The sequence below is a fragment of the Nostoc paludosum FACHB-159 genome (assembly GCF_014698835.1).
GTDB lineage: Bacteria > Cyanobacteriota > Cyanobacteriia > Cyanobacteriales > Nostocaceae > Nostoc > Nostoc paludosum.
This window is the reverse complement of sequence record NZ_JACJTU010000026.1, coordinates 1-24033: the sequence shown is the minus strand read 5'-3', so window position 1 is coordinate 24033 and position 24033 is coordinate 1. Positions and strand designations below refer to the sequence as shown.

The following is a 24033-nucleotide window of genomic DNA, read 5'->3' as shown; positions in this document are numbered from 1 at the left end:
CCAATTAATTTAAGGCGACTAAATTGAAATTTTATAACACCTTTAATTACGAATTACGAATTACGAATTACGAATTAGTAATTATGTTGATTATTACCAGGGCCCCCAGATAGCAAAGGTTATTCCTGGACTCTGCATGTTGACAAACATTGTCTGACCGTCGGGGGAGAAGCAAACCCCAGCGAACTCTGATGTATTGAGAGCGTTCTTAGCAAACTTGTAAAGACTGCCAGTCGGAGTAATGCCCAGAATGTAATCCGTTCCATCCCCATCTTCACAGAGAAAGATGTCCCGGTTGGGGAAAACCACAATATTGTCTGGATTGTCTAGAACGCCAGAATTGTTGGGTTCAATATAGAGTTCAACAGTATTGTTAGTGGGCGAATAACGCCAAATCTGCCCATCTCCAGAACTACCCCCACTCTTGCAAGTGAAGTATACATAACCACCGCCATAAAAGATGCCTTCCCCACCAGAAAACCTGGCGGCACCTTTGTTAAACCCTTCTGTTCTGACGGTATCAGTGGCGGGATCGGGAGTGTTAATCTGTACCCAATCTACCGCTCTAGGCGTATTTTTTGGGAAACCTGTAGCTGTGTTGATTCCAGACGACCCTATAATCCTTAAGGCGTATAACAAGCCACCAGCACTCAGGTTGTTGGTTTGGTTGGGAATGAAGCGGTAGAACAGCCCGTTCCCCTGGTCTTCAGTCATGTAGATATACCCTGTGTTGGGGTCTACAGCGGCAGCCTCGTGATTAAAACGCCCCATTGCGGTTAGTGGAACGGGAGTAACAAAAGTACTTGCACTGCTAGGAACTTCAAAAACATAACCATGCCTCTTGCTGTTATTGGTTTCAAAAGTTTCCTCACAGGTTAGCCAAGACCCTGAAGGCGTAGGGCCACCGGCACAATTACGAATGGTTCCTGCCAGGACTCCCCGATGTTCTATCAAGGTGCGCGAAGAACTAACAACCAATTTAGTGCAACCGCCCCTCGCATTTGAGTTGTACTTGCTGCCAGTAGGAGCGCTCAAACCATTGCTAGAACTGGGAGTGAGTTCGTGATTGCGAATTAGAATCGTATTGCCATTGGAACCTGGAAAAGCACCCATACCATCGTGACCACCGGGTACTCGGTAACCATCATTCATCGTTTGACCGGTTTCGGACAGTCTGCGGTAGGTGAATCCAGGTGGTAAATCTAATACTCGGTTGGGGTCGGCCACTAAATTGCCGTAGGGGCCCGCAGCGATCGCCGGTTTAGCATAGAAGGCTTGCAAAGGAGATAGGAGAACAGCACCTGTAGCCGATGCCCCTGCCAAGGTAAAAAACTCGCGTCTTGATAGATTCAATGTATGCTCCCTAATATTTTTGATCGGGCTTAATTTGTTGCAAGTAGCCAGGCTCAATTATCTAGGATGAGCAGTTTATTTGAATTTAATAGGAGGTTAAAAACAGTTTATTTAAGACATTTTCTTAATTTAGGAAATATATAAATTTCTAATAGCTTTTTTGGGTAAAAAAAACAATTAAACTAGGAGTTTGCCAGATGAAAAAAGCGTCTCGAAGAGAAGTGTTGCTCGTTCTCTATTTCCTTTTAACCCTCAAGCTCTGAATTCTGCTGTAAAATCAGTTTGCTGGGGTACTCAGCAAAATTGCAATTCTAGATTTTTGTGATGTGCTTACTCAGTTACCGACTATCAACGCCCTAAAACAGCCCACAAGTTCTGCTTGGATCGAACAAGCGATCGCTAACTTAGATATCATCTTACTCGACCACTCCCACTGCGAACGTAAAGCCGCAGGGGTGGCGTTGAACTTTATGTTCCGCTACCCTTCTAATACTAAAATGGTGCGGGAACTCACAGCGATCGCCCGCGAAGAACTAGAACACTTCGAGCTAGTTAACCAATGGCTAGAACGGCGCAATATTCCTTTGGCTCCCTTACCACCGCCTCCTTATGGGGCGGGTTTAAAAGCTGTTGTACGTCCTCAAGAACCCCAGCGATTTTTAGATTCCTTACTAGTCACTGGCTTAATCGAAGCACGCAGCCACGAACGCCTGGGGTTATTAGCTGCTTACTGTCCAGAGCCAGAATTAGCAAAATTTTATCGTGGCCTTATGGCGTCCGAAGCGCGCCACTACGGTATATATTGGGTTTTAGCTGCTACTTACTTCGACAAAGAAATTGTCATGCAACGCCTTGATGAATTAGCAATTGTTGAAAGTGAGCTGCTGGCAACTTTGCATCCAGAACCTAGAATCCACAGTTAGTAGACCAAGGCCACTATGAAGCTTCAGCTAACACACTTGAGACTGCTTGTCTCCAATTACAAAGATTCTTTTTTGTTTTACCGAGATTTGCTAAAATTCGATGTCGATTGGGGCGATGAAAATAGCGGATATGCTGAGTTTAATAGCGGAAATCTCAAACTCGGTTTGTTCAAACAAGAATTAATGGCTCAAGTAGTCCCAAGAATCGATCAGCCTTCGTATGTTGCCAATCGAGATAAAATTGTCTTGATTTTCGCAGTGGATAACGTGGATGAAGTGTACGAAGAAGTAAAAAATACTAATGCGATCGTTGTCACTCCACCAACAGACCGTTCAGATTGGGGAATTCGCACAGCCCATTTTCGAGATCCTGATGGAAATTTAATCGAAGTTTACAGCAATTTGGGAATTGTTAGTTAAAAGCAACTCACAAAATTTTAGATTTGAGATTTTAAATTTTGGATTTGGATTAAAAATTCAAAATTGACAGCATTTGAAGCATAGTTTACAACATAAACTGCTCAAAAAACATCTACACCCAAAGACTTTAGCAAGCCTATTGCCTATTGCCTGTTCCCTCTATTGGCATTTTTGATTCAAACAAACGCACAGGTTTAGTCTGCAAATTAGAAGCAATTGAACTTACTCGGTCTACCACAGAAATCATATATTTGTAATCCGGTACTTGTCCGTTGGGTACGTAGCCAACTTCTTGAGCTAAACCTGAAGGTAATTCGCTCATTACTTTGCGGATGAATTCTTGACGGTTGCGCTCTATATTAGGCCCAATCAAAACCACACCCAGTGGTACATAGTGGGGATCTTTAAAAAGTATGCGGAATTCGGTCGGGCTAAACTGTGAAGCATAGAGACTCAAATCAGCCTCCGAAACTGCACAGGCGTTGACTTTTCCTTGAGCTACAAATTCCAGCCCTGCTTTTGGTGTGGGTGCAAACAATATTTCAGCCAGTGTTGTACCATAAAGGTTGTAAAGAGGAAAATAATATCCTGTTGCCGAGCCTAACTGGCCTAAAGCTACTGTTTGACCTTGTAGTTGTTTTAATTCAGATATTGAACTGTCTTTGCGAACAACAAAAATTGAACGCAAATTACTAATACCTACTAAAGGAAATAAAGGAACATATTGATGCCGTGCGATGGCAATAGCCGCTAAACCTGGTGGCGCAAAGACCAACGACCAAGCACGAGCCTCAAGGCGTTCAACAGCTTTGTTTTCATTAAAAGCAGGCTCTAATTGAATATATGAGTTTGTTTTTTCACCTAAATAAGTATTGAATTTAGCATATTGGTTAATTATTTGTTCGCCTCCACCATAGTTAATAACGCCGATAGTTAACGGGCCTTCAAACTTACGTCTTGGTTGGCAACTAGCAAATGCCAAACCTAGTACATGAAATAGAAATAAACGGCGGGGAAATCGGAAAACCATCACTAATTATGATTGAGAAAATAATTTGGGTTAGAGAACTAATTTAAATAAACTTATTTACAGCTTAAATAAACAAAATTTAAACAAAAAATTAATATTTATTAATTAAGCGATCGCCAGTTTTGTAATAGGTATAAATAGATATTAAACAAACTCATATACCAACTTCGTTGCTTAGGTTATGTTAAACAACATTACGTTAAAAAACTTAAAAATAAGTGCTAAATTTAATCTACTTTTAATATTAGTTTTCATAGTCAGTATTTTGGGAAGTGGCATTGCCTTATCTAGTGTACTTCAGGGGAGAGCGCAAAATGAAGTAACTTCTCAAGCGCAAATTCTCATCCAAATGGTGAATGCAGTTAGAAACTATACACAGATTCGGATTGATCCCTTATTAGCACCTAGACTAGAAACTAATCCAACATTCATGCCTGAAATAGTGCCAACTTTTTCCTCAAAAGAGGTTTTTGAAAATTTTCGCAAAAAGCCTGAATATAAAAACTTTTTTCATAAAGATGCGACACTTAATCCCACAAATTTAGCAGATAAAGCTGATACTTTTGAAACTGAACTTGTACAGCGTTTTCGCAACGAACCAAACACTTTAGAAATTACTGGCTTTCGAGACTTGCCAGAAGGTGAGGTATTTTACATTGCCCAACCACTGAAGATTACACAGCAGCAATGTTTACGATGTCATTCTACACCAGATCAGGCCCCTAAAAGCCAATTAGCAACTTATGGTTCTGAAAATGGCTTTGGCTGGAAACTGAACGACATTGTTTCTGCTCAAGTAATTTCTGTCCCTTCAGAAGAAATTTTTGCCAATGCCAAACGGACTTGGATATTGATTATGGGGCTTTTGATTACTATCTTTGCAATTATAATTTTCTTGATTAACTTTTTAATTAAAAAAGCTGTAATTCAAAGAATAAAAAGAATTGAAAAAATCGCACAAAGAGTCAGTACTGGTGACATGACTGCTGATTTTGAAGAAATATCTAATGATGAAATTGGTGGATTAGCAGAAGCATTTAATCGGATGAAATCTAGCTTAAGAATAGCTATGGATATACTTAATAATCAGAGTTAAATAATTATGGTTATGGTGCATGGGGACGCGGAGAATAACCAATGCCCTATGCCCCATGCCCCATGCCCAATTCAAGAAAGCAAACGTTGTTCAAATTGTAAGGCTTTTTGAGCTTCAGGAATTTTTGAGGCTAAAATTTTTACTAGTTCTGCACGAGAAATTTGTCCAGAAGATTTAACAGTTTTTTGCACTAAGAATTTAGCTATTGGGCCGATTAAATCAGCTAATTCCCGTTCGCATTTTTCCACAAATTTGTCGCTGATGACTTCTTCTTGATTTGGGAAATTATTGGGGTTAATTTCCGAGCGATCGGATTTAACAGTAACATCTTGGAGTAAAGTGGGTTTTTCTAATAAAAATATTGTTTTATTGTGAAAATCAAGTTGTTCATTTCCTCGCAGATGAACTTCTAATCGACTAATTAATTCTTCGCAGTTGCCTGCTGAGAGTGCAACTTGTTGGAGTAATCTTGGCGCAACAGGCCCGACTAATTCCAAGAGAATTTTTTCTAAGCGATTGTAATTTTCTGGAGACAAAATAGAAGCAGATGAATATCCAATTGAATTTTGTTGAGAAAGTGAAGCTTGAGGGGGTTCTGTAAAATCTGAAGGTTGAGGTAATTGGGCTTCTACTTTGGTATTAAGATGCTCAAGCACGCGTAGAACTTCAGCCGCAGACTGATAGCGCTGTTTAAAGTGGTGTAACACCATCTTAGATAGCACAAATGCCAATTCAGAACTAACATTAGCCTGATGCTGCCAAGAAATTTCTCCTGTATCTGGGTCTTCCTCAAAGTTTGTCGGATGTATACCTGTCAACGCTTGAATAGCAATAATGCCCAACGAATAAATATCACTGTTGGGTCGGGGCTTACCTTGCCCTTGTTCTGTAGACATGTATCCTGGGGTGCCAATAATAATACTAGCCCTGGTGTGCCCTACAACTGTGAGTAGTTGAGTTTCCATTTGTTTGACTGCACCAAAGTCAATCAGCACTAAGTTACCGTCTTGTTGCCGCCTAATTATATTGTCTGGCTTGATATCTCGATGAATAACGTTATGGCTATGAATAAATTGCAGAATACCCAATATTTGTTTGAGGAGTTGAATTACTCGATCTTCTGTCCAACGTCCGTTGGGAGGTAGTTCTGCTTTGAGAGTATGCCCTTCAATGTAATCTTGCACCAAGAAAAACTCTTGGTTGTGTTCAAAATAGGCTAAAAGCCGAGGAATTTGGTCATGGGTTCCAAGTTGTTCTAGTGTTTCTGCCTCACTGGTAAATAGCCGTCTGGCAGTTTCGAGAAATTCAACACTGCGAGTGGCTGGCTTGAGGTGTTTGACTACGCATTTCGGAAAACCAGGCCTGTGGGTATCTTGGGCAATGTAGGTTTGACCAAATCCTCCTTTGCCTAAAACTTGAAGGACTTGGTAACGTCCGTCTAATAATTGTCCTAGCATTGTGTTACTTGCTTAAGTCCTCAAATTAATCTTGGCACAACTACCAGCTTTAGAAAGGTTTTTTGAAAAAGGAAATATGTAACTAGTGCTGAAATTCCAAAGTTTTTTGAGGATTTTACTACAAGTTTTTGACTCCCTAAACTCCAAATCCGCTTAATGCCATATTATTGTTGAAACTTGGAATTTATGAGATAGTATTCCAAGTTTTTTAGTACTTGCTGGTTGGATGACTAAAGTAACTTCTTGTGTTTACGCAGTTTTATTTACAAAGTAATCGATTCCCCTAAAGCTCAACTTATAAGCTATTGGTGCTTCGGGAACTTCGTCCAATTTGGAATTTGGTTCAACATGATAGCTAACGCCACGATATGTCAAATTATTACCTGACGTAAAGGCCTGTTGTGTTTTTTTGTCGCCTACTGGGCTTGGGTTATATTCATAACTCAAACCACGATAGTAAAGTTTCATAATTTTTGCCTCCTGAATAACTGTTGTTCAATAATGTTGATGAATTATCAGAGTTTAATTGAACAGTTATGCAAACTTTTTCAGGAACTGGTTAAACGGTTAGCCGTCTTGGGGCATGGGGCATTGGGCATTGGGCATGGGGCATTCCAGGAAGTGTGGGAGGTGTGGGAGGATGGGGAAGAAATCTTTCCCCCCACACTCCCCACACTCCCCACACTTCCCCATCTCCCACTCCCCCCATCTCCCGTATGCCTACCCTTTTCATTCTGGGGTAACGTGGTTAACAATGGGTTGAATGTTTTTTAAATGATTCAATCTTATGCCTAGAACTCCAAATGAATACGCCGTATACCTCCTACTGGAAACCGGCCACCGGGAAGAAGTACGTTTTCCTACTATTCAAGAGTTTCAAAAGTGGTATAGTGGCGAACTTGTGCCAAAATCTGCTTCCAGTGACTTTATTAGCGTCCCGATCAAGAATATTCAGGGAGAGTATATGGTAGTACGTCCTTCTCGGATCGTGGCAATCCGGGTAGAACCTGTTTTTAGTTCCAGCGTTGAAAGATTCAACTAAATGATGAGAAAAACCCTTGCTTTACTTTCCTTGAGTCTGGGAATTGCCTTTGTAAATCCTCTTTTGTCGGGTGTTGCTCAGGTTCCTAATTTACAGCCCTTGCCAATACCGACTACTCCCGAACTGCCGCCTCTGCCAGCACCAACTACCCCTGAATTTACGCTGCCGCTAAAACCAGTGGCCATCGGAGGTGATTGTACGCTGCGGCAGAGTTGCTTGGGTTGGGATGACCAACTTTGGGGTCAAAGGGGTAAAACAGGCGATCGCCTTGCTCTATTGGCTTCTATTGACAATAGTTTACGTTACTTAGCAAAGGATGAAGCGATCGCAGCATATCAAAATTATCCGATCAAGGAAATTACGCTCGATCGCGTCCGCCGCAGTTTATTACGTTTTCGCCAACTAGTTGTCAGTTCTAAGTCTCCAGCGCAATTACAAGCTGCTGTCCGGCGAGAGTTTGATTTTTACCAGTCTGTGGGCAACGATGGCAAGGGTACTGTTAAATTCACAGCCTATTATGAACCTGTTTACACCGCTAGCCGTGTCAAGACTGCAACATATAAGTATCCTCTTTATCGGCTACCGCCTGATTTCAGTCAATGGGCGAAACCCCACCCCAAACGAATTGATTTGGAAGGCAAGGATGGTTTGCTGGGAAATAAAAGCCAGCTTAGCGGTTTAGAAATACTTTGGTTTCGCGATCGCCTAGATGCATATATGATACATATCCAAGGTTCTGCCCAAATTAAATTAACTAATGGCAAAACAACGTCTGTTGGTTATGCAGGTGGAACAGATTACCCTTGGACTAGTATCGGCAAAGAACTAGCTAAAGATGGCAAACTACCCTTAGAAGGTTTGACAATGCCACGTTTGATTAGTTACTTCCACCAAAAGCCCCAGGAGTTGAATAATTATCTGCCACGCTGGGAAAGATTTATTTTCTTCCAAGAAACAGGTGGTAGGCCAGCTACCGGCAGTATTCATGTGCCAGTCACAGCAGAACGTTCCATTGCCACAGATAAGTCTCTCATGCCTCCGGGAGCGCTAGCCCTAATTTATAACTCATTTCCCTATCCAGCCACTGGTGGCAAACTCGAAAGGCGGACTGTCAGCCGCTTTGTCCTTGACCAGGATACAGGAAGTGCCATTAAAGGCCCAGGACGAGTAGATTACTTTATGGGATCTGGGAAATTAGCAGGCGATCGTGCTGGCATCACAGGCGGTAATGGTTCACTATATTATTTATTGCTCAAGGAATAGGTATTGGGGACTGGGGACTAGGGACTAGGGAAGAGTTTTCCCAGTACCCAATCCCCAATCCCCAATCCCCAATCCCCAATCCCTACTTAATACGGCGGATAAGCAAAATCATCTTCATCAGCATACACATAAGAACTAGAAACCCCTGCCATTGCCATTTTGGGTGTTTCTGGTTTTACAGGTTCCTTGGCAAATTCTTTGTATTCTTCAAAAGTCTTACAGATAATTGCAGACTCCAGAGAATCAGAAGCAATTAAATATTGTGTTAAAGTTCCTACCGTCGGATGTTTGTAATCTACAGTTGAAGCTACTAAAACTGTATTTGGTTCAATGCCTCTTTCTTCACACTCAATTATCGGGCAAAAAATTCCATGAGCGTGGAATAAAGGGCCTTTTGGCGTTAACGGTTGCTTGCGATAGACAGCATAAGCCTTTTCTAGTTCCGCAACGAATCCACTAACTACTTTCCCTTGTTGGAAGTCGCAGTAAGTTTTGCTGAAACTTGCTCCTGCTGCACCATTAAGCGTTAATTGTAGTGGCGATTGATGTAAAAACTTTTTATTCTCTCCCACTATAAAAATTAAATAACGAGTAAAGGTTTTAAATTTAAGTTTGTCTGCTAAAAAAGCATCATAGTTATCTTTGAGCGTACCCAGTTTCAGACCCGTTTCTCGGTCTTTGACAGACAATGGCCCCCGCCGCACTATAACTAAGCGTGGAGTGGTGCTCATAAAGACAGTTTCTACTCCAGAGGTAAATTCATGCTCTACCTGCTGCCAATTTTCATCTGGTACAAAGCCGACAGCATTGGCATTGTCAAGCTTCAGCGCCAAACCGTAAGATTGCATACCATCTGCGCCATACCGAGGATTAATCATCTGACACCAGGGGATGACTTGAGAAGGCGGTGCATTGAATTTCTCGTCTTCAAAGTCGAAATTAGCAGATGCTTTCATCGTTTTAGGCTATCAAAGTGTTTTCTTGAACAAGTTTATCGGCAGGAAGCTGATTTTGGTGAGACAGTTATGTGCTGTCCTCAAGTTTAGAAACAACTACGTTACGGTTAGTCCAACGCTATGGTATAATAAATCGCTCCAAAGGACTGCCGAACGTTACGCCAAACTGCCATAGTAGTTTTTCCAGAGTAAGGCAGAATTAATCTATGTTGCAATCCCTGTTTTGTTTTTTAACAACAGCCATTAGTGATTAGTCATTTGTTTTTCTTTGCGTGGGGTGGGCAGGAAAGCCCGCCCGGACGGGTGAGGACACCCATCCCACAATAAAATTTCTTGCAACATTTTAGTCTTGTCACACTACTACCTGTATACCAAAAATCAAATATGAATCCTATATTCAGGACTGTTTTGTTGAACTCAAAGCAGCGAGGGTCTTCAAATCAGGGACTTCTAAATCAGGTTGACTGACTGCTGATACAGTAGCACCAGTTCCTTGTCGATTTGCTCGACGGTTCACCCAGACTGTCGATAGTCCTAGAGATTTGGCTGCAACGATATCGTGATAAACACTAGCCGCAACATGTAATATTTCTTCCAAGGGTAGATTAATTCTCTCAATAGCAACTTTGAAATTATTTAAGGAAGGTTTGTAACTTTTTGCTTGTTCTGCTGTGATTATTTCATCGAATTCGACCTCCAAATGCTTTGCTGAGAAAGCGAACAAATCGTCATCTATATTTGATATAATTACTAGCTTAAACTTTTGCTTGAGGTTTTTAAGTGCCTCAACGGTATCTGGGAAAGGTCGCCAATACTGAATTGAATCAGGAAGTGAATTTATCTGGTCATTAGTTGGCTCAAATCCAATTTTTTCACCAAATTTCTCGACTACTCTCTTCAAAATTTCTCGATACTTGATGTATTCTCCTTGTTGGATTTCTGCTTCCAATTGAGCAAAAAGTTCCAGAATTTGATTGTCATTTAAATTTTGGTTGTGTGCCAGCAGAACTGGCTTGAGCGCCCCTAAGATACCGTTCTCCCAATCGATTAAGGTTCCATAGCAATCGAAGGTTAAAGCTTTGTACTTATTAAAGTCAATCACGTTTTTATACTCCAGAATTTGATTAATTGTGTTGAGTTTTCACAAGCCAAAAAACAGATAAATTCGTCTAATTTTCGCCATATATGGCGTTATTAAAGTCTCTAAACATCTCTCTTATATCAAAGCTGGGTTTAAGTAGATATACAATCAAATACTAAACTCTGTGAAGATAAGTAAGTAGAACGGTACAACAAAACTAAACTATGTAAAGAAAAATAAAGTAAGCTAAAAGCCTGATATTTACAGTATCCTGTACGATATTGACAATAAATATTTAGTTAAGTCTACGTGTGTGGGATAATGTTACAAGGCAGAGGAAAATATTCCTAAGATAGTTTGTATGGATGCTAAATTTGAGGATATCAAAGCAGATACCAGTAAAGAATTAAACTCAACTGAACAGCAATCTCATAGCAAGCCATCCAGACCTTTTTTGGTAGCAGAGGCAGTGGTTAAAATCCTAGAAAATCTGGGAGTTGAGTATGCTTTTGGGGTTTCGGGAGGTGCGATCGCGCCAGTATGGGCTGCACTACACAATAGCTCCATTCAGGTGCTGCACTTTCGGCATGAGGCTGGAGCTGCTTTTGCGGCCACTGAGGCGTACTTTGCTAGCGATCGCCCGGTTGTAGTGTTCGCTACCACAGGGCCAGGAATTACCAACGCTTTGACAGGATTGTTAGCTGCTGGTTGGGAGGGCGCTAAGGTAATTTTTGTGTCAGCGTCAACTTCGGCACCACAGCGAGGACGTTGGGCTTTCCAAGAAACCACCGCATACACTACCCCCTGCACAGGTATTGTTAGTTCGTTGGAGCAAATATTTCATTACGCAGCTACTGTTGAATGTAGCGATCGACTTCCAGAGGTTTCTCGAAGGCTTACTGTTGGGCTAGCACAACCAGGAGGATTTGTAGCTCATATAAGTATTCCGACAAATATTCAAACAAATTCACTAAAGACTTCGTTGCCAGAAGTAACTCTGTCTCATGCTGTAGCAACAGTAACTGAGGAAACAATCACAGAATGTGCCCGATTACTGTCTGAAAGACCCTTTGCCATTTGGGTTGGCTTCGGTGCGCGCCAGGCTGCCGAAGAGATTCGCCAACTTGCTCAAAGAACAGGATCTGCTGTGATGTGTTCGCCGCGTGGTAAAGGGATTTTTCCAGAAGATCATCCACAATTTATAGGAGTTACGGGCTTTGGTGGACACAAGTCTGTTTTGACATATATGGAAGAGTACTGTCCCTTGCATACTTTGGTTTTGGGAACGCGCCTTGGTGAGTTTACCTCGTTCTGGAACCCTACCATGATCCCTGAGCAAGGATTTTTACATGTTGACATCGACCCAAATGTACCAGGAGCAGCGTACCCAGATGCCAAGACATTTGCTATCCAGTCTGATATCAAAGTCTTCCTGAAGGAGTTACTGAAGTACTTTCCAGCAAAGAATAGTCACTCAAAGCCGATAACGCTGCCTCAACCAGAACTTGATTTAATCAAGCCATGTAGGAGCGGTTTAGTGCGACCCAAAGTACTTATGGATGCGATTCAACAGGTAATTATTGAAGGAAGCGATGCAGTAGTGATGGCTGAGTCCGGTAACTCCTTTGCCTGGGGAATTCATCATCTGCGATTTAGTAAACCAGGCCGCTTTCGTGTCAGCACTGGCTTCGGGTCTATGGGGCATTTCGTTACGGGCGTCGTAGGTGCGGCACATGCAATGAATGGTAAGGCTGTTGCTATTGTTGGGGATGGTGCCATGCTCATGAATAACGAGATTAGCACAGCCGTGCAACACCAGATTCCTGCTGTGTGGATTGTACTCAATGACTCGCGCTACAACATGTGCGGGCAGGGAACAACAATGCAAGGTTTCAAGGGTATAAATGTAGAAATTCCGCAGGCGGATTTTGTTAAGATTGCCTGGGCGATGGGAGCCGATGGCATTCGTGTTGAAAGAGAGTCTGACATTCAGGCTGCACTAGAGAAAGCGCTTGTTTCAACTAATCCGTTCGTTCTTGATGTAATAATCGACCCAAGTTGGAAAGCACCGATTGCAAATCGTATTAATAACTTAATTTCTCAAAGCGCTACAAATTATTGAGAGAACTGGGACATGGTATATCCTTCAGTTGGCATTTGCTCGCTAGCAGTTAGCTTTCCTAGCGTTAGACGTACAAAAGATTACTACAAAGAAAAATACCCTGAGATAGTTGCTCAAGTAGAACAAAAAAGCTTCGCAAAGATGATCTCTCTAGATAATTGCAAGCCCAGCAACGAGTTTGAGTTAGAGATGATGCCTTATCTGTCAGATCCTTTTCGGGGAACTGTTGAGCAGAGAATACTTGCTCCTGGTGAATCGTCTCTGACTCTAGAGTATTGTGCAGCAAAGAATGCCATCGAAGCGGCAAAGCTTTCTGCCAACGACGTGGATCTTCTACTCGTCGCTTCGTTTTTACCAGAACAAGTTGGATTTGGGAATGCCGCCTTCCTTGCTCGTCAACTAGGGCTACAGTGTGGTGCATGGAATCTTGATGCCTCATGTGCTAGTACCCCGATCGCCCTTCAAACTGCTTGTGCTTTGGTACAAGCAGGAATACATCGCAATGCACTAGTAGCAATTTCATGTACGTACTCTCGCTTCTTCGACAAAGACGATACTCTTTCATGGTTTTTTAGCGACGGTGCTGGAGCTTTCTTGGTTAGCTCACTAAAACCGAACCAAGGCATTCTTGGTACAAAAACAGTTAATACTAGTATCTTGTGCGATCAATTCTCTTTTAAACTTACTGAGGACGAACAAGGTAATCAACAGTTTCGGATGCAGGTGCCAAAGGGCACGAACAAAGCGATCGGCGAAACTGCTGCGGATCTACTGCTTACTTGTTGTGAGGGAGCTATTGCTGCTGCGGGTGTGACCTTAGAGCAAATTGACTTTTTTATTTTTAATACTCCGACTGCTTGGTTTGCGAGTTTCTGTACGCGTGTATTGGGCATCGATCCAGAACGCACAATCAATGTCTACCCTCTCTATGCAAACATTGGACCAGCACTAACTGTAGCCAATTTGTACCACGCTGCACACTTGGATAAAATCCGCGAAAATGACTTAGTTTTGATCTATGGCTTTGGTGCAGCCAGTTCTGCCTCTGCAAGTGTCATGCGCTGGGGAGATGTGGCGCTAGGTTCTGCTCCCAACAATGGGTCTGATTCAACAATGAAAAATTCTGAAACTAGAAGTATCATTTCTTGCTAAGATATCCACCAGGATTTAAAGCATAATCAATAGTTAAATGAAAAAAACAATTGTGACTACAGGATTTTTCCTGTTGTCTTTCATGTTTCCGCTAAAAGTAGTAGCGGCACAGAATTACGAAGATATTTATGTTTTTGGTGACAGCTTTTCTGATACAGGAAATGCATTCAATGGCACAAATGGAACCTTTCCCCCAAGTTCAACATACTTTAATGGACGTTTTTCTAATGGTCTAGTTTGGGTAGAATATCTAGCACAAGACTTAGGGTTATCCTTCAATCCTGGCGCCGACTTTGCCTTTGGAGGGGCAACCACCGGAGTCAATAACATTAGTAATCCAGGATTGCCTGGTTTGCAGGGGCAAATCAATAGTTTTACAGCAGCAAATCCCTCTGCTAATCCCAACGCCCTCTATATCGTGTGGGCTGGTGCGAATGATTACTTCAGTTACTTTGGAGGAGGTGTTCCTGACCCTAATCAAGCAGTCGCAAATATATCAGCGGCAGTGACATCACTTGCTGCCGTAGGCGCTCAAGATATTATGGTAGTTAATTTGCCAGATTTGGGAGAGTTTCCGGTTGCAAACTTCAACAGTCAAATACCCAGCTTGTTCAGTACGTTGACTGATGCACATAACTCTAGCTTGAACACAACTATCAAATCTTTGAGCCAACAACTAAACCCTGATATCAACATAATTCCTTTCAATGTCAATGACTTATTTAGTAGGATAATCGCCGAGCCTGGGGAATTCGGTCTCACGAATGCCACTAACTATTGCATACAAGACTTGTCAGTGGTGCCCTTAAATTTGCCTACACAACCAGTTGCCTGTAATCCGGATGAGTTTTTATTTTGGGACCCAGTTCATCCTACAACTGCTGCTCATCAACTAATCGGAGAATCTGCATTTTCAATACTGAAGCCAGCGTCTGTCCCTGAAGCTTCTAATATTTTAGGGCTGTTGGCTTTTGGTGTTTTAGGTACAGCTTCGGCACTACAACTCCGTTATCAGTTAATACAGAACACAGTAGTTAGGAGGAAAAGTCACATCTATGACAGGTCAATTTGATGGGAAAGTAGCATTAGTTACTGGGGCTTCATCGGGTATTGGTCGGGCAACGGCGATCGCATTTGCACGCGTTGGAGCAAAAGTAGTAGCTGCCAGTCGTAGAATTGCTGAGGGAGAGGAGACTGTCCGCCGCATACAAGAGGCAGGAGGAGAGGCTATTTTTGTTCCAGCCGATGTCTCAAAGGCTGCTGAAGTGGAGGCGCTAGTTAACAAGACAGTGGATACTTATGGAGGTTTGGACTGCGCTTGTAACAATGCCGGACGCGCAATTTTTGGGCCACTCATCGAAATGCCAGAAGAAGACTGGAACCAAATGTTCGATGTAAATCTTAAAGGAGTGTGGCTATGCCTCAAGTACGAGATTAGTACAATGCTCAAACACAAAGGTGGCGCAATTGTGAACGTTGCTTCAATTGGTGGTATGATAGGTGCTCCAGGTACTGCCGCCTACAGTGCCACTAAAGGTGGAGTTATTGCCTTAACCAGAGCAGCAGCAATAGAATATGCCAAATCTGGCATCCGGCTGAATATTATAAGCCCTGGGAGCATTGAAACTGATATGTTTGCAAGTGTGCCCACAGACCTACTTGCTCAAGTTGCAGCTGGGCATCCTATAGGACGTATTGGCAAGCCAGAAGAAGTTGCAGAAGCTGTGGTATGGTTGTGTTCTGACCTAGCTTCCTTTGTTACGGGACATAATATGATAATTGATGGGGGATATACCGCACAGTAAGTGTCGTTTAATCCTGTTTCTCAACTGCTCCTAAATGTTTCAGAGCAAGTTTTTGAGCTTCAGTTAAACCTGTCGCGTTAGTAATATTCATCCCTTGGTAGCGTCCATAGCTTCTTAAAGTATTTAGGCACTCACCTGTCTTGACATTCCAAAGCTTAATAGTCTCATCTTCACTACTACTAACCAAGGTGTGGCCGTCGGGACTAAAAGCGACTGACCAAACTAACTTGGTATGTGCTAACAAAGTTGTTACGCAACTGCTTGTATTCAGATCCCATAGCTTTATCATTTGATCGCCACTGCCAGTTGCAAGGGTGCAATTATCTAGAAAGGCAACTGTGTATACGCCACTAGTATGTCCATATAAAGTTCCAATACATTGGCCTGTGCTGACATCCCAAAGTTTCACTGTTTGGTCAAAGCTGCCACTCGCCACTTTATTACCATCAGGACTTAAGGCGACTGACCAAATCCAGTCAGTATGACCGTACATAGTCTGAAGGCAACGACCTGTGCTGACATCCCACAACTTTACTGTTTGGTCATTACTAACACTGAACAGCATCTTACTGTCTCGGCTAAAAGCGACTGCCCATACCCAATGAGTGTGACCTTGTAAGGTTTTGATGCATTGCCAGGTCTTAGTATCCCACAGTTTCACCGTTTGGTCTTCACTGCTACTGGCAAGTGTACTACCTTGGGGACTGAATGCAACTGATGTGACTCGATTACTATGTCCCAACAGAATTTTGAAACATTCGCCACTGCTAACATCCCAAAGTTTCACTGTTTGGTCTTCACTGCCACTGGCAAGTATAGTACCTTGAAGATTGAAGGCTACTGATGTGACCCGATTACTATGTCCACGCATAGTTTTGAGGCACTGACCAGTACTAGTATCCCACAGCTTCACTGTTTGGTCATTACTGCCACTAGCAATTGTAGTACCTTGGGGACTGAAGGTGACTGACCAGATACCATTACAATAACCCTGTAAAGTTTTAAGGCACTGACCAGTGCTTGTATCCCAGAGTTTCACCGTTTGGTCATCGCTGCCACTTACCAGCGTCTTACCTTTTGGACTAAACGCGACTGACCAAACCCTGCTATTATGTCCGTGTAGAGTGTTAAGACAGCGACCAGTACTTGTATCCCAGAGTTTCACTGTTTGGTCATCACTGCTAGTTGCTAGTATCTGACCATCACAACTGAAAGCAACAGAATTAACGCAATCAGTATGACCATGCAAAGTCTGAAGGCATTGACCTGTTGTGACATCAAATAGGATCACAGTTTGGTTATGACAGCCACTAGCCAAAGTTTGACAATCGGGACTGAAAGCAACTGACTTACTCCCACTATTATCAACCCCCATACTTTTGAGGCATTGGCCGCTGGTAGTATCCCACAACTTCACAGTTTGATCGTCGCTGCCACTGGCAAGCATAGTACCTTGAGTACTGAAAGCCACTGATGTAACGCGATTATTATGTCCCCGCAGAGTTTTAAGGCATTGCTCGCTGCTAGTATCCCACAGCTTCACCGTATGGTCTTCGCTGCTACTTGCAAGCAAGTGACTGTCTGGGCTGAAAGCAATTGACCAAATCCCACCACTATGACCTTCCAAATTTGCAAGGCATTGCCCCGTATTAGTATCCCATAGCTTGACCTTTTGGTCATCACCGCCACTAGCAAAAATATGACCATCAGGACTAAAAGCCACTGGCCAGATAAAACCTGTGTGCCCTTTGACGGTAAGTAATTGTTTTCCATCCGCAACCTGATACAGGCGAATCTCACCATTAGTATCCCCTGTAGCCAAGAGTTTTCCATCAGGGCTGAATGCCACAGAATGAATACCGCCGAGGGTTTCAACAAAAACAGACTTAGCTAAATCGGTATAAGCAAAATTTACATTGTGCAAATTTACGTTACGTAGGTCTGCTTGCCAAACAGTCAAATAAGAAAAATCAAAGCCATTTAGATTAGTCTTCAGATAACAAAGCAGATTAAGAATATTGCCAGCCGTGTATCCTGGTTCTAACGGAGATTTTTCTCGCAGTGTTCCAAGAATTTGAGTTAGCTGATTTTCAATATTTTTTTTGCTTCTTAAGCTATGAAATAAACCATCGATAACTGGTTTGATGATGAGACGAACTTGAGTATCTTTAACATAATCTTTACCTGTCGCCTTCATTAGAGCATGGCGCTTAAATAAATTAATCTTATCAAAGACAATCTCTTCACAAACTTGTTCTATCAAGCTGGTAGTCACATATTCCATAACTACAGGTTGTAGCGTAAAAAGCGATCTACTTTTTTCACTAAGCGTAGGCGCAGCCTTCTCGATTAGCGATCGCCTTCCCAGTGATTCTATAGCTTCTAGTAATTTTCCTTGTGGTATTGGTGATATAATATCATCTCGCAATTCTTTTAGTGTTATCGGCTCGCGATTAATCGCTAGCCAATACATGATGTCCTTTTCTAAATCAGACAAGCGTTCAAACTGCTGCTCCAAAACATCACGAATGTCGCCAAAAACAGCAGTGTCTTGTTGTAAAAATTCAGTTACATTCCCATCAAAAATATCTTGAATTGTGGTGGCAACTATCTTCAACGCTAATGGATTACCTGCATAGCGTTCAATCATTACTTGCAATTTATCCTCTGCCGCAGATAGCCCTTTAAGTTTTAAGATTTCTTGCCCTTCAACTACTTTTAAACCACTGAGTGCTAATGAGCGAACAGGTAGCGTTTCTCCTTCCAGCAATGCTACTTCTTTAGGTTTTTCCCGACTAGTGAGCAATAAGCAGCTTTGGTGAGTTGCTTCTCCAACCCGCCTTAAAAGCTCACCATATTCCTCATATCCTTCTCGATAAACTCCGGCGCGGCTACCACTACGGAGAATTGATTCTGCATTATCAAGTATTAGTAAACAACGATTATTTTGTAAATAATCAAGTAGGCGCGATACCCGTTCGCTAAAACTTTCTGGTAAATTAGCTTCTGTTTCTTGTTCGTCAGAGAGAAATTGAATTAAGTTATTGAGAATAACTTTAACAGGTGGGGCTTCTCGTAGCGATCGCCAAATCACATACTCAAAGTTTTCTTGAATTTGTTGAGCGAACTTAACAGACAGTGCTGTTTTACCAATACCTCCTATTCCTAATACTGTCACTAATCGGCAGTCTTCATCAAGAATCCATTGTTCTAACGTACTAAGTTCTTCTGTACGTCCATAAAAAACTGAAGTAAAGATAGCTTCTCCCCAATCTAGACGACTATTTGAGCTTGAATAGTCACTTTTATCTATTTTTAATGAAAAAGCTGAAAACAACTTCTCAATAGTCTGTTTGTCAACCCCTCCTTCCCGATTCAACACTTTCGAGATCGTACCTGAATATAATCCAGAACGTGCGCTCATTTCTTCGAGAGTGTACCTGTTTCCAAAATTTTCCTTTGCTTCTGACTGATGCTTTGCTTCCTTTATTTTTTGCAAACCTTTAGTAGTAAGTGCAACGCCACGCTTACGTCTCCAATTCTGTAAAGTCATGTATTAATTCACCGTTTGCTTAATCACCTGTGACTAGAAAGAATTATCTACGAGGTTGCTCTAAATATTTGAGTAATATTTATAACATAGCAATTATCCCGTATTGCAGAGGATTTAAAAAAGTCTAACGCCAAAATGTTCACCGATCAAAGCTATATTGGGTAATCTAATGGTTTCTATAAGTCAAAATCTATTGGCCGAGAGACGATGTAACGTCTGGGGTATTGCTGACATCATCTGTTTAACTAAAAGCTTGTTGGATTTGGGTAATGCCAGATTTATTACGTGTGATGTTAGTTGCTTAATACATGAATTCTTCAGTAATCTGATTCTGGCATAAAGCTTAAGTTCAATCTTAAAATCTCGATTTTCACTGGTAAAGACGATTGTGAATTGGCAATCTTGATAAAGAAAGTTTGTAAATATTTAGTCTATCAATACAATGAGTGATACTGCTGTAGAGAGATTTTCTAGATTAGCAACATCCACAAAAAAAAGGACGCTCAAACGAATCACCATAAACCTGACATCAGATGAAGCCGAAAACCTTGAAAAATATTGTGAACAGACAGGTCAAACAGCAACGGATGTGATTGAGGAACTCATTCGCTCATTACCATAACCTGAGTTTTCATACTAAGTTTCAAAAGTTTGGAATTTAGAATATCCACAGTGAAACTTGAGAAACATCCTCTGACTTCCGATTGTGCAATCTAACAATGATTATTATGTCATTTTATTTACAAATAAAAATAAAGGACAGAAGGTAAGAAGAATTCCAAAAACCTAATAAACTCAGTTTAGAGGCACTCCAAAAGAATAAGATTTTGTGGACACCCGTACCGCATTTTTTTACGTTACAAAGATTACCTTTGTAATGATTGAAATCACTAGTGTTATCAAGGTAATAATCTCCTTACTTAAATTCCACTTAGTGGCGCGTGTACTCTTTGTGTCTACAGGATAGTCAGCTTCGTGAAGGCGTACTGCGCCAAGTGTTAACGAGCGCAGCACGCCATCGCTAAGCTGTTACCTCTCAATCATTACTAATAAATTGCGAACTACTTTCATTTCATCACTGGCAAGGCCCGGATGAGTTCTCTAATCACATCCGTTGCTGGCCTACCGGTCTGTTCACAATATTTTTCAAGGTTTTTGGCTTCATTAGATGCCAAGTTTACAGTAATTCGCTTGACCGCCCATTTTTTGTTCATGCTCAAACAGTTAAATCGTGTATTGATAACTTCAAAACCTGATTTTACCTTTCCGACTGGAAAGTAACCTAAATTTTGGATCTGCCAAGATACCCATAAAATTAGGATAATTTGTAAATATTGTAATATTGCAGTTGTACTTTATCATCCAATCACATTTTTAATCACCTAATTTTTTTGGCTTACACGCTTGTAAACTAGCGCCTTTTAGTAGAAAAAATAACGCTGCTTGTTCAAAGTGCTTAAGACAATTTAGATTTAGAGCTTGAGTGCGTAAGTTCTAAAAATCCAGACACAAAAGCCAGAGGCGATCGCCTACTACATAGAATATTTCAGTAGTATTAAATACTCTGCTCACTGGGGTATCCAGTTAATTATTCATACCCTAGATTTTGTTGTGGAGCAATTTGATTGTCAACCTGCTTACTCATTTCAATAACCTTAGTTTCCTTGGACAGGGATTGTTTTATCGTTGTGGCCAGTTCCACAATTGATGCTGAATTACAACTTTTTTGCAATCAAAAATGTCCACGCAAGTCTTAACCTAAATTTGTACTAATTTTAACTCAATCTTTGCTCAAGCTGTATGCCTTAGTAAGAAGATTGTCTAGTAACCGTGCTAAAATACGGTATTCCCATCGGGTTGTAGATGTATTGTCTCCATTGACGCAAAGGTAGAAGCCAAATTCAAAGCTCTTACCATTGACTTTTTAGTGCGTTGAGGATTGTAGATTGATGAAACTGCAACTTATTAAATTACACACACTTTGAGCCAACCAAATTAACTAGAGCGTAGACCCATAAGATACACAAATACTTATTGCATACTGGGAAACCATCTGTCTACGCAGACAGCATAAAATTTGGATAATTTCTGTGGAGTTTTGTTACTAAACTTGAGGAGTAAAAATGCTTGAGGCTATCGCTGTTGCTTGGTTATTACTATTATTTGGCGATTTCCTATCTACATTCTTTTACCACGTACCAGAGCATGTTTTCGGTAGCCTTCATTTAAAAACGCACCACTCCTGGAAAAAGGACTTTCGTCACTACGCTATATTAACTTTCAATCCTCAAGTTCTTTTAGATGGGATCTTAGGAGCTTTGCCTTATATACTCATAGCAGTAGTTCTCTGGTCTTTTTCTCCCATCGGCGTTATTGTTGGACTACTGCTTGGTCAATTTCACGTATGGTGGAGACACATAAGCGTTTTGGGTTGGCAAACTCCAAAGCCTGTAAATATTTTATGCCAGATTCTATTTATTACTACTCCAGAGAGACACTGGTTACATCATCACAAAACGAATTTAGGTTTTGGCGACATTTTTACCTTTTTTGAACAACCTGCACAAATCTGGATGCGTTGGCTACGGCTGCTGAGGCTTCGTTTCCGCTACTCTCGTATTTAACCGAAGCTAGTGGCTTAACTAAAAATTTTTAAATAGGGCATAGGGCATGGGGCATTTGTCGGTTGTCTGGACTGCTTTTTCTGCTTCCTCTACTCCCTGTGCCCCCCACTCTCCGCATTCCTTACTGCCATTTTCCATTTTTCAGCCTTAGTTCTCTATTTTCAATATCTGAATTTTTTAATCAATAAATTAGAAAATTAATCAACTATTGATGAGTTTATATTTATGAGAAACAACTAATCGTTATTCTCACATTTGCAAGGGATGTCTACCCCCGGATTTCTCACCACATCTCTCAAAACCTTGAGCAGGGGAGCAGAGGAGAGTTCAATGTGCCTTGTTCTTTCCCCTCTGCCCGTGTGCCCCTCTGCATTTCAAACTTGGAGAAATGCGGGTTCCACGGGCTACGGCTACGCACATGAAACCCACTTGACCTAAGTGTATTTTCCATCAGTGAGACATTGAATTTAAAAGTTTTACCGTAAATACCCTTAATTTTGTAGTGAATTGAGGGTTGAATTTTCAAGCTATAAAGACACAGAATTTTTCCAAAGATAATTGACTACCAGCCTTTGCTGATTTTATGTGTGAAAACGATTGTGCATGATATGAAAATCCTTGTAGAGACGTTGTAATTGCTAGTCTCTACATCTGGATTTATGCAGCGATTGGGTAACACCCCCTAGCAATTACTATTTTTTCAAAACAGGGTGGGGTTAGAGGAATGCTTACCTCTAACAATCATTTTTCAAATTCGCTTCACATAATTTCCTATTGTGTATCGTTGTGTATTGCATCCAAGCTCCAAGGGCTATATTCTGAAAAATCCTAGTTTCTAGGAGCGAGAGGCTTTTGCCAGAACGAACTAGAATTAGGAAACACCTAGTGGGTTCTTCTGACTTTTGAAATTAGGAGTGCATGTGTGCCCAAATCCCCTAAATATTTGCTGATTGGATCAACCGAGACTTACAGCGGTAAATCTGCAACTGTTCTGGGTTTGTCTCATCAGCTACAGCAAAAAGGACTGGATATAGCTTACGGTAAACCGCTCGGTACATGTTTGAATTCGTCTAGCGGAACTGTAATTGAAGAAGATGTTCAGTTCATCGCTCATAGTTTGAATCTGCCCGAAAACCGTGTTGCACCTACAATGCTGGCTTTGGATGAACTAAATGTGCAAAAACGCTTGCGTGGGGAGGACAAAACAAATTATCAGCAGTCGCTATTACAGCAATATTCGCAAATGTTGCCAGGAGATTTGGTGTTGCTAGAGGGGCCTGGTGATTTGTCTGAAGGCAGTTTGTTTGACTTATCTTTACTACAAGTGGCTGAGGTATTGGATGCTGGTGTGCTGTTAGTAGCCCGTTATAAATCGTTGCTTTCAATTGAGGCATTATTGGCTGCTAAGGAGCGTATGGGCGATCGCTTGATTGGTGTCGTCATCAATGATATCCCTGTGGCAGAACTAAAAGCGGTTGACACTGTGTTACGCCCATTTTTAGAACAGCGGGATATTCCAGTGCTGGGAATGCTGCCAAACAGCGATTTACTCAAGAGTGTGAGTGTTGGCGAACTCGTTAAGCAATTAAAAGCCGACGTTCTGTGTCGCAACGATCGCCTAGATTTGTTGGTGGAAAGTCTGGCAATTGGCGCGATGAATGTCAACTCGGCTGTGAAGTATTTCCGCAAACGCCGGAATATGGCAGTGGTAACAGGAGGCGATCGCGTCGAAATTCAGCAGGCTGCTTTGGAAACTTCTACCCAATGTTTAATTCTCACCGGGCAACTACCACCCCCACCATTCATTCTCAGTCGTGCTGAAGAACTAGAAATTCCCATTTTATCTGTTGACTTAGACACCCTTACCACAGTCGAAATTGTTGACCGCACTTTTGGTCAAGTCCGTCTCCACGAACCGATTAAGGTTCAGTATATTCGCCAGCTGATGGTTGAGCATTTTGACATTGACCGTCTGTTATCTAAACTTGGTTTAACTCCTGCAACGGCATTGTCTTAGGGCATGGGGCAAGCAGGAGGTGTGGGAGGTGTGGGAGGAAAGGGAAGCATAAATTCTCTTTTTCCCCATCTCCCCACACTCCCCTCTCTCCCCTCTCTCCCCTCTCTCCCCTCTCTCCCCACACTCCCCACACTCCCCT

Annotated in this window: 21 protein-coding genes; 13 read left to right on the top strand and 8 right to left on the bottom strand. The window is 41.7% G+C overall.

The features are described 5' to 3' along the window. Positions 1 to 93: 93 nt before the first annotated feature. On the bottom strand, positions 94 to 1353 hold the full coding sequence (locus tag H6H03_RS24075) for an alkaline phosphatase PhoX (protein ID WP_190957582.1): 1260 nt from the start codon (positions 1351 to 1353) through the stop codon (positions 94 to 96). 326 nt (positions 1354 to 1679) lie between these two features. Between H6H03_RS24075 and miaE the strand changes: the two genes are divergently transcribed. Next, positions 1680 to 2276 carry a tRNA-(ms[2]io[6]A)-hydroxylase gene (gene miaE, locus H6H03_RS24070; protein ID WP_190957581.1) on the top strand — a complete coding sequence of 199 codons (597 nt, stop codon included), beginning with the start codon at positions 1680 to 1682 and terminating at the stop codon, positions 2274 to 2276. Between the two features lie 15 nt (positions 2277 to 2291). Then, a complete protein-coding gene (locus H6H03_RS24065) occupies positions 2292 to 2696 on the top strand; it encodes a VOC family protein (RefSeq protein WP_190957580.1) in 405 nt (134 codons plus the stop codon). 136 nt (positions 2697 to 2832) lie between these two features. Here H6H03_RS24065 and H6H03_RS24060 read toward each other — a convergent pair whose 3' ends face one another. Next, complete coding sequence (locus tag H6H03_RS24060) at positions 2833 to 3726, bottom strand: phosphate/phosphite/phosphonate ABC transporter substrate-binding protein (protein ID WP_190957579.1); 894 nt, start codon at positions 3724 to 3726, stop codon at positions 2833 to 2835. A 181-nt stretch (positions 3727 to 3907) separates the two neighbouring features. On the opposite strand from H6H03_RS24060, the gene H6H03_RS24055 reads away from it, so the two are divergent. Further along, on the top strand, positions 3908 to 4822 hold the full coding sequence (locus H6H03_RS24055) for a c-type heme family protein (protein WP_190957578.1): 915 nt from the start codon (positions 3908 to 3910) through the stop codon (positions 4820 to 4822). A 71-nt stretch (positions 4823 to 4893) separates the two neighbouring features. On the opposite strand, the gene H6H03_RS24050 is transcribed toward H6H03_RS24055, so the two are convergent. After that, a complete protein-coding gene (locus H6H03_RS24050; RefSeq protein WP_190957577.1) occupies positions 4894 to 6279 on the bottom strand; it encodes a serine/threonine-protein kinase in 1386 nt (461 codons plus the stop codon). A gap of 249 nt (positions 6280 to 6528) precedes the next feature. Next, positions 6529 to 6747, bottom strand: coding sequence for a DUF4278 domain-containing protein (locus H6H03_RS24045; RefSeq protein WP_190957576.1), 219 nt, complete (start codon positions 6745 to 6747; stop codon positions 6529 to 6531). Between the two features lie 39 nt (positions 6748 to 6786). On the opposite strand from H6H03_RS24045, the gene H6H03_RS24040 reads away from it, so the two are divergent. The 3 genes from H6H03_RS24040 to mltA are packed head-to-tail and all read left to right on the top strand — an operon-like array spanning position 6787 to position 8584. Then, the gene (locus H6H03_RS24040) at positions 6787 to 7053 is read left to right on the top strand and encodes a hypothetical protein (RefSeq protein WP_190957575.1); all 267 of its coding nucleotides are present in this window, start codon (positions 6787 to 6789) and stop codon (positions 7051 to 7053) included. Between the two features lie 13 nt (positions 7054 to 7066). Then, on the top strand, positions 7067 to 7321 hold the full coding sequence (locus H6H03_RS24035) for a hypothetical protein (RefSeq protein WP_096538960.1): 255 nt from the start codon (positions 7067 to 7069) through the stop codon (positions 7319 to 7321). Between the two features lie 3 nt (positions 7322 to 7324). After that, on the top strand, positions 7325 to 8584 hold the full coding sequence (mltA, locus tag H6H03_RS24030; protein ID WP_190957647.1) for a murein transglycosylase A: 1260 nt from the start codon (positions 7325 to 7327) through the stop codon (positions 8582 to 8584). A gap of 86 nt (positions 8585 to 8670) precedes the next feature. Here the strand turns inward: mltA and H6H03_RS24025 are convergent, their stop codons facing one another. Both H6H03_RS24025 and H6H03_RS24020 read right to left on the bottom strand, forming a co-directional pair. Further along, positions 8671 to 9540, bottom strand: coding sequence for a DUF5895 domain-containing protein (locus H6H03_RS24025; protein WP_190957574.1), 870 nt, complete (start codon positions 9538 to 9540; stop codon positions 8671 to 8673). A gap of 397 nt (positions 9541 to 9937) precedes the next feature. Further along, a complete protein-coding gene (locus tag H6H03_RS24020; RefSeq protein WP_190957573.1) occupies positions 9938 to 10642 on the bottom strand; it encodes a haloacid dehalogenase type II in 705 nt (234 codons plus the stop codon). A gap of 340 nt (positions 10643 to 10982) precedes the next feature. On the opposite strand from H6H03_RS24020, the gene H6H03_RS24015 reads away from it, so the two are divergent. From H6H03_RS24015 to H6H03_RS24000, 4 genes are read left to right on the top strand one after another with little or no spacing between them, the layout of a single operon-like run. After that, the gene (locus H6H03_RS24015; protein WP_190957572.1) at positions 10983 to 12743 is read left to right on the top strand and encodes a ScyA-related TPP-binding enzyme; all 1761 of its coding nucleotides are present in this window, start codon (positions 10983 to 10985) and stop codon (positions 12741 to 12743) included. Positions 12744 to 12755: 12 nt separating this feature from the next. Then, entirely contained in the window at positions 12756 to 13895 is a 1140-nt protein-coding gene (locus H6H03_RS24010; protein ID WP_190957571.1) for a 3-oxoacyl-ACP synthase III family protein, read from the top strand. A gap of 37 nt (positions 13896 to 13932) precedes the next feature. Continuing rightward, positions 13933 to 14967 (top strand): SGNH/GDSL hydrolase family protein, encoded by a 1035-nt coding sequence (locus tag H6H03_RS24005; RefSeq protein WP_190957570.1) that lies wholly within the window; start codon positions 13933 to 13935, stop codon positions 14965 to 14967. Continuing rightward, positions 14951 to 15700 carry an SDR family oxidoreductase gene (locus tag H6H03_RS24000; RefSeq protein ID WP_190957569.1) on the top strand — a complete coding sequence of 250 codons (750 nt, stop codon included), beginning with the start codon at positions 14951 to 14953 and terminating at the stop codon, positions 15698 to 15700. The genes H6H03_RS24005 and H6H03_RS24000 overlap by 17 nt, the downstream gene beginning before the upstream one ends. Before the next feature lie 7 nt (positions 15701 to 15707). Here H6H03_RS24000 and H6H03_RS23995 read toward each other — a convergent pair whose 3' ends face one another. Then, entirely contained in the window at positions 15708 to 19253 is a 3546-nt protein-coding gene (locus tag H6H03_RS23995) for a WD40 domain-containing protein (RefSeq protein ID WP_190957568.1), read from the bottom strand. Between the two features lie 442 nt (positions 19254 to 19695). Here H6H03_RS23995 and H6H03_RS23990 point away from each other — a divergent pair, with 442 nt between their 5' ends. Next, on the top strand, positions 19696 to 19875 hold the full coding sequence (locus H6H03_RS23990) for a RepB family protein (RefSeq protein WP_190957567.1): 180 nt from the start codon (positions 19696 to 19698) through the stop codon (positions 19873 to 19875). A 445-nt stretch (positions 19876 to 20320) separates the two neighbouring features. On the opposite strand, the gene H6H03_RS40525 is transcribed toward H6H03_RS23990, so the two are convergent. Further along, entirely contained in the window at positions 20321 to 20467 is a 147-nt protein-coding gene (locus H6H03_RS40525) for a ribbon-helix-helix protein, CopG family (protein ID WP_096538967.1), read from the bottom strand. 909 nt (positions 20468 to 21376) lie between these two features. On the opposite strand from H6H03_RS40525, the gene H6H03_RS23985 reads away from it, so the two are divergent. Together H6H03_RS23985 and H6H03_RS23980 are read left to right on the top strand one after the other, a co-directional pair. Beyond that, positions 21377 to 21877: a sterol desaturase family protein gene (locus tag H6H03_RS23985; protein WP_190957566.1), complete on the top strand. Its 501-nt coding sequence runs from the start codon at positions 21377 to 21379 to the stop codon at positions 21875 to 21877. A gap of 922 nt (positions 21878 to 22799) precedes the next feature. Beyond that, the gene (locus H6H03_RS23980) at positions 22800 to 23894 is read left to right on the top strand and encodes a phosphotransacetylase family protein (RefSeq protein ID WP_190957565.1); all 1095 of its coding nucleotides are present in this window, start codon (positions 22800 to 22802) and stop codon (positions 23892 to 23894) included. Positions 23895 to 24033: the final 139 nt, after the last annotated feature.

Bases quoted from the DNA above. Each gene is read 5' to 3' on its own strand.
- H6H03_RS24065 (WP_190957580.1), top strand. From the start codon at position 2,292: ATGAAGCTTCAGCTAACACACTTGAGACTGCTTGTCTCCAATTACAAA.
- H6H03_RS24060 (WP_190957579.1), bottom strand. From the start codon at position 3,726: ATGGTTTTCCGATTTCCCCGCCGTTTATTTCTATTTCATGTACTAGGT.
- H6H03_RS24055 (WP_190957578.1), top strand. From the start codon at position 3,908: ATGTTAAACAACATTACGTTAAAAAACTTAAAAATAAGTGCTAAATTT.
- H6H03_RS24050 (WP_190957577.1), bottom strand. From the start codon at position 6,279: ATGCTAGGACAATTATTAGACGGACGTTACCAAGTCCTTCAAGTTTTA.
- H6H03_RS24045 (WP_190957576.1), bottom strand. From the start codon at position 6,747: ATGAAACTTTACTATCGTGGTTTGAGTTATGAATATAACCCAAGCCCA.
- H6H03_RS24040 (WP_190957575.1), top strand. From the start codon at position 6,787: ATGAATTATCAGAGTTTAATTGAACAGTTATGCAAACTTTTTCAGGAA.
- H6H03_RS24035 (WP_096538960.1), top strand. From the start codon at position 7,067: ATGCCTAGAACTCCAAATGAATACGCCGTATACCTCCTACTGGAAACC.
- mltA (WP_190957647.1), top strand. From the start codon at position 7,325: ATGAGAAAAACCCTTGCTTTACTTTCCTTGAGTCTGGGAATTGCCTTT.
- H6H03_RS24025 (WP_190957574.1), bottom strand. From the start codon at position 9,540: ATGAAAGCATCTGCTAATTTCGACTTTGAAGACGAGAAATTCAATGCA.
- H6H03_RS24015 (WP_190957572.1), top strand. From the start codon at position 10,983: ATGGATGCTAAATTTGAGGATATCAAAGCAGATACCAGTAAAGAATTA.
- H6H03_RS24010 (WP_190957571.1), top strand. From the start codon at position 12,756: ATGGTATATCCTTCAGTTGGCATTTGCTCGCTAGCAGTTAGCTTTCCT.
- H6H03_RS24005 (WP_190957570.1), top strand. From the start codon at position 13,933: ATGAAAAAAACAATTGTGACTACAGGATTTTTCCTGTTGTCTTTCATG.
- H6H03_RS24000 (WP_190957569.1), top strand. From the start codon at position 14,951: ATGACAGGTCAATTTGATGGGAAAGTAGCATTAGTTACTGGGGCTTCA.
- H6H03_RS23995 (WP_190957568.1), bottom strand. From the start codon at position 19,253: ATGACTTTACAGAATTGGAGACGTAAGCGTGGCGTTGCACTTACTACT.
- H6H03_RS23990 (WP_190957567.1), top strand. From the start codon at position 19,696: ATGAGTGATACTGCTGTAGAGAGATTTTCTAGATTAGCAACATCCACA.
- H6H03_RS40525 (WP_096538967.1), bottom strand. From the start codon at position 20,467: ATGAACAAAAAATGGGCGGTCAAGCGAATTACTGTAAACTTGGCATCT.
- H6H03_RS23985 (WP_190957566.1), top strand. From the start codon at position 21,377: ATGCTTGAGGCTATCGCTGTTGCTTGGTTATTACTATTATTTGGCGAT.